Here is an 11,616-nt window from a genome sequence, read left to right as displayed (position 1 = left end):
TCTAATTTTGCGTCATCATCAAACGAGACAAGAATTGAAAAATAACATGTCGGGATATTTTGATGTAACTAATAATATGAAAATGAAAAAGCGAGTCAAAGCATCCTTAGTGATGATGGTATTCTGTCCGCTGATGGTTGAAGCACAAAAACAACAGATAAATCATCTTGCACTGACTTTAAAAAGTCATGCAAGATGTGTACATATCATTTCGCTTTTAGAAAGCCTGAGAAGGTGGATTTTTTTGTGGGGGGAGATGGCCTTATAACGTTTTGTTTTGTTTGAGTTAATAGCTTAAGGTTGCATCTCCCTCTTTTTTTATGATTTGTGCAGACTACAAACCTCTTCAACGCCAGAGAGAGGATGGTTTAATCGCTTATTCGTTGGCGGGGTCTATGCTGACAGGCCGGAATTGATAATATCTTTTGATAAAAGGGCAATGTGCCCTGTGAAATAAGTTTTCATGAAACTTCAATGAACTTCTGATTGTAAAATCGGATTTTACAGAAAAACTGGTGTTAGGTTCTCTCCTTTAATAGTATTGCCCATAAAATCGGGCGATACTTTGGAGGGGAGATGTTTTCAGATTTATATCGTCATCAATGGAGGAGGAGAAGAAGAATGAAGATAATGTATTGGGTATATATAACGGAGGATAACGAAGGCAAAATAACCATTGGTTTTTCTGCTGAAATGAACAAGACGTTCTTTGAACTTTCCGCGCGAGGAGGAAACTTTTCCTATCTCCGTTCCTTTTCCATTCTATTCGATGCTTTGGCACATAAACATCTGCTTGAGGCTCTCTCATTAAAAACAATCAGGAGATTTATACGAACCTATCAGGCGGAGACAAAGCGATGTCGCGACAGACTTTTAATTAATTATGATGAGAAGCAAACATTCTAAATTAAAACAAGATATGAATTATAAAAGAATCATGCCGGCGGTGCTGCTCGGAGGAGCGATTCTCCAAGCCTATGCACAGGAGGTTCTGAAAGAACCGACTACGGTTCGGGATTACCCAATGAGACCAATGAAACCAATAAAGAAACAACTTTAGTTATTCAACCCTATATTAATTTAACCAACATGAAGAAAAAGATTCTTTTCGCTGCCGCACTGGCAGCCGTTGCACTGGCAAGCTGCAACAACGACAACGAACAGGCGCAGTCGCAGACCAAGCCTGAGTACATCACCGTGAGCACCTCCATCGACAACCTGACGCGCGTTTCCACCACGGGAAACGCCTCCCGGTTCGACGAAGGCGACAAAATCAGTGTCTATGCCTGGACAGGCACGGCCGACGAGGTGGCCGCCACCAACCTCGTAGTGAACAACTCCGTCAACGAGCTGAAAGGCGGCAAATGGCTGCCTACGCCCCTCATGAAGTGGGTGGACATGGCCACGCCTCACTTCTTCCTCTCCGTTTATCCTGCACGCAACGTGGCCGACTTCAAGGCCGACCCCGTGAAGGTAGACCCTGCGAAGCAGATGGAGAGCGACCTGCTCGTGGCCGTCAATACGGGCCAGGGCAAAGCCGGGCTGAAAGCCACCGATAACCCCGTGCAGCTGCGCTTCGACCACATGATGTCCAAGCTCGTGGTGGAACTCACCTTCCGCAACGAGTTCGACGGAACACCCGCCGTGGCTTCGGTAAGCACGGAGGCCAAGAACCAAGGCACCATCGACTACCTCAAGGGCGTGATTACGCTCGGCGGGGCTGCCGCTCCATTCCACCTGCAGCCGCAGAAGGCCAACGAGGTATACGCCTCCGTCATCATGCCGCAGGAGGTGCAGAAGTTCACGATAGCCATCGACGGCAAGAACTACGTCTACACCCATCCCGCACCGCTCGCCCTCGTAAAGGGCAAGAAGCAGACCGTGAAGCTCATTGTGGGGCGCAACCGCATAGAGCTGGACCAAGTGGTGATAAACGACTGGGGAGCTGCCGAGGACATCACGGGCGGAGAAGCGGTAGATTGAATAGCACTGATTAAGAAACCAATTTCAAAGAAAAGAACATGAAGAAACTCTTTTTCATCTCGATGCTTGCAGCGGCGGCCCTCCTCGGGGGGCTGACCGCCTGCAACAACGAACTTGGCGAGCCGCAGGCAGACCGAGTTCCCGAAAATGCCGTGCGGATTACGGCAAGTATCCACAACCCCTTTGCCGCCACCCGCTCCATGCCGTTAGGCACGGAGGACGAGCAAACCAAGTTCAAGGCGGGAGACGAAATCTTGGTGAAAACCGACTACAGCGACCAGCGTGCCACCTATCGTTTCGATGGCTCTGCCTGGACGCCCAAAGACGGCAAGTACCTCCTTTGGAAATACGACTGGCCGGAGTCTTTCAGTGCCTTTTATACCGTCGAATATGGCTTGCCTACTGTTGGTGGGGCACCATATGTTTTTCCAACAGACCAGAGCAGTACAGACAAAATCGCTAAAGCAGATATAATGTTCGCGAATCTTAACCCAGAAAAGACGAAAGAGGTGTTGCACTTTACGATGCGACGCCAGACGGCACGCCTTATTGTCAAGATAGCCGGCTTCAACTCCGAATTTCCTGCCGATGCCAAGGTGGAGAACGTCGAGTTTCATAACAAGAGCAACGCAAGCGCCCCTCAAGTAACATACACACCCTATGCCGATGGCGAGGGCAAGGCGGGCAGCACCTACACGGTGCTTGTTCCCTGTGATGCTGCGAACCATACGGTTTCCCTTACCGTAGGTGGCAAGGCGATGACTGCCAAGCTGCAGGACTATTCGTATGATGTCGGCAAGAGCTACACCTACCGCCTCACCGTGGGCAAGGAGAAACTCGAGCCGGGCGAAGTGACCGTGGCCGACTGGACAGGCAGCACTGTCATCACGGGCGGAGAAGCCAAGGCGGATTAAGGCACCCTCGCGCCGGCACTTACAGTACGGCTACAGTCGAACTTACAGTACGGCAACAGTCGAACTTACAGTACGGCAACAGTCGAACTTACAGTACGACCACAGCCGAACTTACAGTACGGCAAGAGTCGAACTTACAGTACGGCAAGAGTCGAACTTACAGTACGGCAACGGTCGAACTTACAGTACGGCAACGGTCGAACTTACAGTAAAGAAAAACAAAGATATTAATCACCAAAAAACAGTAAAAATTATGTTGATTCATCAAGTTAAAAAAGAGACTGCCTATATAGGCAAGAACAAGGGTAAGACCGTTTACTACGCGGCCCCCATGGTACAGGACAAGATTACCACCCGCCAGGTGGAAGACCGCATCATCAACGCCACGGCGCTCTCGCGCGCCGATGTGCGCAGTGCCATCACCGCCCTTGCCGAAATCGTGCGCGAAGAGATGTTTGCCGGACGGGCGGTAGACCTCGCCGACCTCGGCTCGTTCAAAGTCGTTTCGATAGGCAAACGCGTGATGACGGAGAAAGAAGTCACAGCCGACACGCTGAAAGTGCCCCGCATACAGTTCTTCCCCAAAATGGAGATGCGCAATCAGGCCAAGAACATACAGCGCATCGTGCTGCGCAGCGGAGAGAGCGTACCCGAACAACCCGGCGGCACGCCTACGCCCGGCGGCACACCGTCGCCCACGCCCGGGGGAAATCCGTTGGGTTGACCCCCCGGAGAGGGAAAACATTTTTCATTCATCAACAGTAATCATTCAATAACAATAAAATAACAAAGAAAATGAAGACAATCAAGAATCTGGCAATGCTTGCCGTTGCCGCACTGACCGCTGCTTCGTGCAGCCACGACGAAAACCTCGTTGCTCCCGCCGACCACTTCCCAGCCGACGGCATCATCCGCGTAGCTACCGACGTAACCCGCCCGCAAACCCGTGCGGGAATGGAAACAGCCAACCTTCAGGCGTTCCGGCTGCGGGTAGAGAACACCGCCAACGCCAACTATTGCTACAACGCCCTGATGAAGCTGGAAAGCGGCGAATGGGTGAGTTACGATAACGCCGGCACCGATAAACTGAAGATGCTCTGGCAGAACAAGACCCAAAAGGTGAACGTAGCCGCCGTATGCATCCCCTCGGACATCACGCTGACCGACGAGAATTGGCTGGCCACCGGCGCCACGCCCGTGAACATCAAGGTAGAAGCCGACCAGAGCACTGACGACAAGCTGAACAAAAGCGACCTCCTCGCGATGAAGAACCACGTGGTAGACCCTGCCAACGACCTGACCCCGCAAGGCAAGATGAAAGTGGAACTCAAGCACCGCCTGGCCAAGCTCAACCTCACCGTGCAGCTCGGCACGCAGTTCAACCTGGACAACAACGGCAACGGCACCGCCACCAACCCCATCACCGCAGTGAGCGTGGAAGGCACGAAGACCGAGGCCACATGGAAACTCATTGAAGATGCCATGACCGAACAGGGCAGTGCGACCCCCGTCAAACCCCTGACGGGTATCTACACCCCCGGCCAGGGCGAAACGAAGAGTGCCGTGGCGAAGTACGAATGCATCCTCGTGCCGCAGACCATCGCCGCCAACGGCTTCCAGGTGAAGATTACCATGGCAGGCAAGACGTATACATGGAAGTCCCCGACCGAAGTCACCCTCGCGTCCGACACGCAGCACGGCCTCACCCTCACCGTGGGCAAGGACGTCGTAATCGTCGGCAGCTTCTCAGCCACCCCATGGACCGATGGCGGCACGCAGAGTATCGAAACGGAATAAACTTTTTGATGCAATGAGACTTAAAGTAACCATAACACTTGCAGCGGCGGCCCTCCTCGGGGGGCTGACCGCCTGCAACAACGAACTTGACGAGCCCCGGGCAGACCAAGTTCCCGAAAATGCCGTGCGGATTACGGCCGGTATAGCCAACCCCTTTGCCGCCACCCGCTCCATGCCGACAGGCACGGCCGAGGAGCAAACCAAGTTCAAGGCGGGAGACGAAATCTTGGTGTACGCTCCCAACAGCGACCAGCATGCCACCTATCGTTTCGATGGCACTGCCTGGAAGCCCAGAGACGGCAAGTACCTCCTTTGGAAAAGCGACCAGGAGGATTTCAGAGCCTTTTATCCCGCCGAATGGGGCTCGGTACATATAAGTGGGGCGCCATATGATTATCAAACAGACCAGAGTACTGAAGAAAACATCGCTAAAGCAGACCTAATGGTAGGGGATCTTAATCACCAAGCAAAGACGAAAGAACCGTTGCACTTTACGATGCAACGCTGGATGGCACGCTTCATTGTCAAGATAGCCGGCTTCAACTCCGAATTTCCTGCCGATGCCAAGGTGGATAACGTCAGGTTCCTTAACAAGATAGGCTCAAGCGGCCCTCTGGTAACATACACACCCTATGCCGAGGGCCGGGGCGAGGCGGGCAGCACCTACACGGTGCTTGTTCCCGATAATGCTTCGGACCATACGGTTTCCCTTACCGTAGGCGACAAGACGATGACCGCCAAGCTGCGGGATTATACGCCTGATCGGGGCAAGAGCTACACCTACCACCTCACCGTGGGCAAGGAGAAACTCGAGGTGGGCGAAGTGAAGGTGGCCGACTGGACAGGCAGCACAGTCATCACGGGCGGAGAAGCCGAGGCGGACTAAGGCACCCTCGCGCCGGAGTTGCCGTGCGGCTTCGGTCGGAGTTGCAGTGCGGCCTCGGTCGGAGTTCCCCGCGCTCCTCTCCCTTTCCGGCGGGAACAGCGTTACACAGGCAGCGTGGCCGGAGAAAACTCGCTTCAGCCCGCTTCCCGGTTTGAAACCTGAACCTCCTTAAAGGCCCCAAAAGAAAGAGTCGTACCATTGCTCGAAACAGCGCTTGGTACGACTCTTTCTTTGGTTTTGCAGTTATCATCTGCAGTTAAACGGTGCCCGTCGCCGGTCGGTGGTGCTGATTGCCGTCAGTCGGTACGCATGCCTGCCGCCGGTCACCGCTTACCGAAACCGGTATCCTAACGTGAAGAAAGAAGCGAAGTTCTTGGGCAGGTATTCCCTTGCTCCCGACAGTTCCGGCAGCCGGTTCATCTGCCTGTTCACCGTCACCAGCCCCACCTGCGCTTCCGCACCGAACTCGAATCTTTTGTATTCAAGAGCGATGTTTACAACAATACCGGCATCGAAACGATTATTACCTATCTTGCCGTCTATCATCTTGCCGAAAGTCTCTGCCTTGAAACGAGAGGCGGGACGACTGCTGCTGGGATTGTATATTTCGCCCGATGTTTTACCGCCCACGCCCAGGGCCGCGTATGGCCCCGCAGCCAACGAGGCATGATAGTTCTTGTCCAAGTGGAGGCGGGCTGCCAAAGTGACGGGCACTTGCAGATACAACTCGTTCATCCGGGCGTCATGTATATGTCCTATCTCGTCTTGTCCGCCTATGGAGACGAACTCCAGGGCCGACTGTACCACCCATGTCCTGTTCAGGGCATATTCCGCACCGATGCCAGCTTTGCAGGCTATCTTCGTTTCGCTGTTCGCGCCTTTCCCGTGGAAGCGCGACGTTCCTATCCCTGCCTTGGCATAGAAAGACAGGAGGCTTTGCGCCGGGCAGCCCGATGCAACGACCGCCATGCAGAGGATTGCGATTGTCTTCTTCATAAGTAAATATCTCCGTTTTCGTTTATAAGTAATACGGTCAGTTCTCCGTTCGGCAACAGCGGGGCGCAATACCGATGACAATGCTCCACCAGTATCCTGCCGAACTCTTTCAAGACGTCTTTCGGTATGATGTCCCACAGTTCGCGTGCCAGCGTCATTTGCCCGATGGCGGCCAGGGTTTCGCTTCCGCATCCGGCCCGGCGGGCAATGTCTTGAATGAACGCCTTGTTCATGGTCACTTTCTTGCTGTGGGTGTCCGGATTCCCCTCTGCCAGTTTCACTGCCTTGCCTATCATCACGCCGAGGACGACGCGGGCCACCTCTTTCTCGTCCGCTATTTTCAGAGTCTCGCCGATGAAGTTGCCGTAATGTACAAAGGCTTGGGGCGGGAGGTCGGGATAGCGGGCTTTGATGTGCCGCTCGCTCTTTGCTCCGGAGCTGATGACGATGCGAGGGCTCTTCGTTGCTTTGGCCACCTCCATGGATTTGCGGATGGAGTGGATGAAGGCTTCCGAAGAGAATGGTTTCACGATGCCTGATGTGCCGATGATGGAGATGCCTCCTTCTATGCCGAGGCGAGGATTGAAGGTACGTCGGGCTATCTCTTCTCCTCCGGGAATGGAAATGGTGACGACCAAAGGAAGAGACGGTTCGGCTAAATGAAGACGCTCAAGGCAGAGCCGGACGTTCTGCTTTATCATTTCGCGCGGCGTATTGTTGATGGCAGGTGCGCCCGGCTCCAGTCCCAAGCCCGGCAGGGTGACGGTGCCTACGCCTTCTCCGCCGCGGATGATGATGCGGGGAGCTTCTCGAGCAGTCTCTTCCCGCAAAGCGTCGGTCATGCAGGAGGGTGCGGCCACATGTGCCACAATCTTCATCCCGTCGGTGATGTCGGGGTCGTCGCCGGCATCCTTGATGACGGTGGCGCTTATTCCGCGGTAACTTTCCCCGTCGTCCTGCAATACCGGCCGGGGGGTATCTTCTTGAGGTTGCACGGGCACATAAATGGTTTCTCCGCTGGGCAATACCACCGGAAACTCTTCCGGGCGCTCTGCGGAGTTGCTGTTGAAGAGATCCCATGCGGCAGCCACAGCCGCAGCGGTGGCACATGTGCCGGTGGTCAGTCCGCTGTGCAGGGGGAAGAAGTCGGGCAGAAGCTTCTCGACCATGCGGCGCAGCCCGTGTTCACCGTTCACACAGATAAACTTGCGGGATGTGTCGGGGCGGCAAAGGGCGAAGATGCGTATGCCCAGTTGGCGGGCGGCTGCCACCTTCTCGTCGAATCCGCCGGACGTTCCGCTCTCTTTGGTGAGGATGGCTTCGGGGCGCAGTTGTTGCAGCAAGATGCGTTCGTCTTCCCCCTGACGGTAGTAAAAGAGACGCTCCGAGGGAAAACCTTGTTCATGAGCAAGTCGGCGCGAGCTGTCACGGTCGAGAATACGGAAGTAGCACTTGTTGTTGTTCTGCCAAAGCGGTTTCAGCTTTCCGATGGTTTGCACACCGGTAAGTACGAGTAAGGTAGCAATGTTTTCTGCCTCTATCCGCTGTATGGCATCGTCGTAATCCCTGCACCAAGTGATGTGCTCCTCATCCCGTTCGGGAAAGATGCGTTCAAAACGGATGACGGGAATACCTGTCTCCGATGAGACTTGCTCTAGCGTGTGGTGCAGCTGGGTGGCAAAGGGATGTGCAGCATCCACTATCAGTTTGATGTCGTGGCGGTGGCAGAATGCAATGGCCTGCCCCGCATCCATGGCTCCTTGCAGACGGATGCCGTTGTGCAGGAACACTTCCTGCTCATCTCCTTTTGTAGAGTAGTAGAAAGGTTTCCCGGCCTCTTCGAGCGTTTGGACGGAGATGCGTCCTTCGGTTGTTCCGCCGAATATCAATATCATAACGTGCAGTGGTTTTTATTTTCTGAACAAGTGCTTGAACTCGTGCGCATAGAGGCGCGACAGCCCCTCGCGGTTACCGATGGCTTCGCCCACCACAATCAGGGTGGTCAGTGTCAGCTCATTCTCTTTCACTATCTTGGCAAGGTCTTTCAATTCGCCCCGGAAAATACGCTCGTCTTTCCACGTCAGGTGGTAGCATACGGCCACGGGCGTGCTCTCCGGATATTCCTGCAGCAACTCTTCCTGCGCCTGAGAGGCAATGCCGGCACTGAGGAAGATGCACATGGTGCTTTGCGAACGCGCCATGAGGTGCAGCTTCTCCCGTTCGGGCATGGGGGTACGTCCTTCGCCGCGGGTCAGGATGATGCTCTGCACCTTCTCGGGGATGGTGAATTGCGATTTCAGGGCGGCGGCAGCGGCTTGGAAAGAAGAGATGCCGGGAGTGATGTGATAGCTCATGCCGTGTCGGTCGAAGTAGTTCATCTGTTCCTGAATGGCGCCGTAGATGCAAGGGTCGCCCGTATGCAGGCGCACGATGAAGAGACCTTTGTCATAGAATGCTTTCATCACCCGGAATTGCTCTTCCAAATCCATGGATGCCGAACTGAGCACGGTGGCGCCCGGTTTGGCGCAATGCGTCAGTTCGCGGGGAACGAGGCTGCCGGCATAAAGAATGAGGTCGGCTTTCTCTAATAATCGGCGTCCGCGCACGGAAATCAGTTCGGGGTCGCCCGGTCCGGCTCCTATAATTTCTATATGCCCCCGGCGCATCATGCGACCGTCGATGGCGGCGGCCACGGTATAGTTTTCTCCTTTCACCTTAGAAAGCAGCAATTGGGAGTTTGCTGCCGTCAGCAGTGCGGCAGCTTCGCAGACACTGGCTGTGCCCATGTGCTTCATCACGGTCGGGCTGGGGTGGGGGACTTCTATCGAGGCCAATTCTTCGGCTGTATAGAAGTTTACTGTATATTCTTGTTGTAAGGCTTTCACCACCGGCTCTTCGCTCTTGGCGTCGATGGTGGAGATGGAAGCGATGGAGGCGGGCAGTATGCCTTGCTCTTTCAGCGTTTCTTCTATGGCCCTCAGCACCTCCTGCGTAGGGCCGGCTTGCCGGGCAAGGCCGATGCCGAGGTGTACCGCACGGGGCATGTAGCATATCATGGGCGTTTCAGTGAAGCGGGGCACCTGGGGAGATACGCACACAATCAGTTCGAAGCGCGATGGCTCGATGTCTTCCGGACGATAAAACACCGTTACGTGCGACGGCAGGTGAGCCTCCATCCAGTCAGTGCCTTCATCCCGGACGGTGAGCAACAGGGCTGTGGGTTTGCCGGACACAAACAGGCTGATGTGCCTGTTCATACATGCTCTTTCTTTTTCGCCGGAGGGGAGGGCTGATGGCGGAACAAAGGAGGAAGAGGTGGGCACACTGACTACGGGAGTCCAGCCGAACCGTTGCGGCAGGGTATCGAGCGCCCACAATCCGGTACGGTCGCTTTGTGTGGTCACCACCGGTTCGGCGCCGAGGATGCCTGCCGCTTCGAGGGTCAGCTCGTTAGCTCCTCCGATGTGTCCGGAAAGAACCGATACGACGTACTTGCCCGTACTGTCTATGCACAATACAGCGGGGTCGGTATATTTGTCTTTGATGCAGGAGGTGATGGAACGGATGCAGATGCCCATGGCGCCGATAAAGATAAAAGCGTCGTAGCGGCTGAAGTTCTCGGCCGTAAAGTCGGCGGCAGAATCTATATGAGTACATCCTTCTTCGTGCCTGAGGGTGAAAACCCCGGATGCGGGAAGTTCGGCAAGCAGCGTTCGGGCCACATGCAGACCGGCTTCGGAAATCAGGATAATGGCTATTTTCATCATGAATGATATTTATTCTAAGAAAGCGTGGCTTTCATTATTTCTATGGGATTATATTCGTTCAGCGTGATGCGGATGGAAGGTTGGAGCAACATTCCGTGCCTTTTTACGGCTTGGCTGAATGCCTCCTTGCTTTCTGCGGACACAGAATTGAATACGATGCATCCCCCGGGCAGTAACACCTCCTTCAGTTTGCCTGTCATTTCTTCCAGATGTCCGCCGTGTCCGCCGATGAATACGGCATCGGGACGGGGCAGAGAGGCGGTTTCGGTTTGCAGAAAGTCGCCTGTCACTGCCGTAATGCCCGGAGCGCCGAAACGACGGCTATTTGTCTTCATCAGGTCTTCGCCTTCGGGACGTATCTCGAACGAGACGACCGTGAGATGGGTGAACTGCAACCGGGCTTCGATGGAGACGGAACCCGTACAGAAACCGATGTCCCAGAACACGCGCCGGCGGTTCAGCTCCAGCACCTGCAAGGTGAGCAGGCGGATGGGGGCTTTGGTTATCATCCGGGCGCGCCCGTCAAGGTGTGCGAAGGCTTCGTCCGGAATTCCGAAGGGGCGGGGAGGAAGGGGCGTACTTACCATCGAAGAGCCGGCGGGCACAGTGGAGTGCAGCAACAGGTTATTGGGATGCCGGAACGTCTCTTGCACGGCTTCCTCGAGAGAGAACTTGCGCACACGTTCCTTTTCGGGATGACCGAGGTGTTCGCCTACGTACATGGTATAATGCGAATAACCGTACTCCAGCATGCGGGCGGCAATGGCCGACGGGGTATGCTCGCGGTCGGTGAGGACGCCTATCTTGGGAGCACGCTCCATCAGTGCGCGGTCGAACTCCTGCCACGGCCGCCCCGTAAGCGAAACCGTACGCATATCATCGTAGGGCATGACGAGCCGATGCGCCAGCATCTGCAATGAGTTGAATACCGGATAAAGGCGTATGTCTGCTTCGGGAAGCTTTCTTCTGACAGTATTGGCAAAACCGAAGAAGAGTGGGTCACCCGAAGCGAATACAACAATGAATCGGTCTGAAGACATATTTTTCAAACGGGCGAAGGCCTCTTCATATTGCGCGAATACATTATCCAAGGGGACGGTGATGGAAATCCATTCGGCTTGCTCCGGCAGCAAGTCATTGACAATCTCCTTATGGCGTATGCCGCCCGAAAACACTTTTCCCTGCCTTATCCATGCCAATGCTTCCGGCGGGAAAAAAGGTTTCCGGTTGTCGTCCGTTCCTATGATTATGAATTTTCGTTCCATACAGTTTG

10 protein-coding genes are annotated in these 11,616 nt (G+C 54.6%); 6 read left to right on the top strand and 4 right to left on the bottom strand.

The genetic code is table 11. The annotated features are described in order from the left end of the window. The first annotated feature begins 34 nt into the window (after positions 1–34). The 6 genes from EV202_RS06280 (at position 35) to EV202_RS06250 (ending at position 5,580) form a co-directional block, all read left to right on the top strand. Positions 35–268, top strand: coding sequence for a hypothetical protein (locus tag EV202_RS06280; RefSeq protein ID WP_106068703.1), 234 nt, complete (start codon positions 35–37; stop codon positions 266–268). An 821-nt stretch (positions 269–1,089) separates the two neighbouring features. Then, complete coding sequence (locus tag EV202_RS06270; RefSeq protein ID WP_131926166.1) at positions 1,090–1,983, top strand: fimbrillin family protein; 894 nt, start codon at positions 1,090–1,092, stop codon at positions 1,981–1,983. 38 nt (positions 1,984–2,021) lie between these two features. Beyond that, positions 2,022–2,897 (top strand): fimbrillin family protein, encoded by an 876-nt coding sequence (locus EV202_RS06265; protein WP_131926164.1) that lies wholly within the window; start codon positions 2,022–2,024, stop codon positions 2,895–2,897. Between the two features lie 253 nt (positions 2,898–3,150). After that, positions 3,151–3,621: an HU family DNA-binding protein gene (locus tag EV202_RS06260; protein WP_131926162.1), complete on the top strand. Its 471-nt coding sequence runs from the start codon at positions 3,151–3,153 to the stop codon at positions 3,619–3,621. A gap of 71 nt (positions 3,622–3,692) precedes the next feature. Continuing rightward, positions 3,693–4,694, top strand: a complete 1,002-nt coding sequence (locus EV202_RS06255; protein ID WP_131926160.1) for a fimbrillin family protein — start codon at positions 3,693–3,695, stop codon at positions 4,692–4,694. Between the two features lie 13 nt (positions 4,695–4,707). After that, positions 4,708–5,580 (top strand): fimbrillin family protein, encoded by an 873-nt coding sequence (locus EV202_RS06250; RefSeq protein WP_131926158.1) that lies wholly within the window; start codon positions 4,708–4,710, stop codon positions 5,578–5,580. A 330-nt stretch (positions 5,581–5,910) separates the two neighbouring features. Here EV202_RS06250 and EV202_RS06245 read toward each other — a convergent pair whose 3' ends face one another. Genes EV202_RS06245 through cbiE form a run of 4 tightly spaced genes read right to left on the bottom strand, consistent with a single transcriptional unit; the run spans position 5,911 to position 11,608 of the window. Then, positions 5,911–6,576, bottom strand: a complete 666-nt coding sequence (locus tag EV202_RS06245; RefSeq protein ID WP_131926156.1) for an outer membrane beta-barrel protein — start codon at positions 6,574–6,576, stop codon at positions 5,911–5,913. Then, positions 6,573–8,471, bottom strand: a complete 1,899-nt coding sequence (gene cbiD, locus EV202_RS06240) for a cobalt-precorrin-5B (C(1))-methyltransferase CbiD (protein WP_131926154.1) — start codon at positions 8,469–8,471, stop codon at positions 6,573–6,575. Before cbiD ends, EV202_RS06245 begins: the two co-directional genes overlap by 4 nt. Positions 8,472–8,486: 15 nt before the next feature. Further along, positions 8,487–10,340: a precorrin-4 C(11)-methyltransferase gene (cobM, locus tag EV202_RS06235; protein WP_131926237.1), complete on the bottom strand. Its 1,854-nt coding sequence runs from the start codon at positions 10,338–10,340 to the stop codon at positions 8,487–8,489. A gap of 17 nt (positions 10,341–10,357) precedes the next feature. Then, positions 10,358–11,608 carry a precorrin-6y C5,15-methyltransferase (decarboxylating) subunit CbiE gene (cbiE, locus tag EV202_RS06230; RefSeq protein ID WP_131926152.1) on the bottom strand — a complete coding sequence of 417 codons (1,251 nt, stop codon included), beginning with the start codon at positions 11,606–11,608 and terminating at the stop codon, positions 10,358–10,360. Between the last annotated feature and the right edge of the window lie 8 nt (positions 11,609–11,616).

This window comes from Prevotella heparinolytica, assembly GCF_004342845.1.
Classification (GTDB): Bacteria; Bacteroidota; Bacteroidia; order Bacteroidales; family Bacteroidaceae; genus Bacteroides; species Bacteroides heparinolyticus.
Note: the sequence above shows the minus strand (reverse complement) of the source record. Positions and strands in the feature narration are given on the sequence as shown.

What these genes read in the sequence shown, in the direction of transcription:
- EV202_RS06270 (WP_131926166.1), top strand. Translation starts at nt 1,090, where the DNA reads ATGAAGAAAAAGATTCTTTTCGCTGCCGCACTGGCAGCCGTTGCACTG.
- EV202_RS06265 (WP_131926164.1), top strand. Translation starts at nt 2,022, where the DNA reads ATGAAGAAACTCTTTTTCATCTCGATGCTTGCAGCGGCGGCCCTCCTC.
- EV202_RS06260 (WP_131926162.1), top strand. Translation starts at nt 3,151, where the DNA reads ATGTTGATTCATCAAGTTAAAAAAGAGACTGCCTATATAGGCAAGAAC.
- EV202_RS06255 (WP_131926160.1), top strand. Translation starts at nt 3,693, where the DNA reads ATGAAGACAATCAAGAATCTGGCAATGCTTGCCGTTGCCGCACTGACC.
- EV202_RS06250 (WP_131926158.1), top strand. Translation starts at nt 4,708, where the DNA reads ATGAGACTTAAAGTAACCATAACACTTGCAGCGGCGGCCCTCCTCGGG.
- EV202_RS06245 (WP_131926156.1), bottom strand. Translation starts at nt 6,576, where the DNA reads ATGAAGAAGACAATCGCAATCCTCTGCATGGCGGTCGTTGCATCGGGC.
- cbiD (WP_131926154.1), bottom strand. Translation starts at nt 8,471, where the DNA reads ATGATATTGATATTCGGCGGAACAACCGAAGGACGCATCTCCGTCCAA.
- cobM (WP_131926237.1), bottom strand. Translation starts at nt 10,340, where the DNA reads ATGAAAATAGCCATTATCCTGATTTCCGAAGCCGGTCTGCATGTGGCC.
- cbiE (WP_131926152.1), bottom strand. Translation starts at nt 11,608, where the DNA reads ATGGAACGAAAATTCATAATCATAGGAACGGACGACAACCGGAAACCT.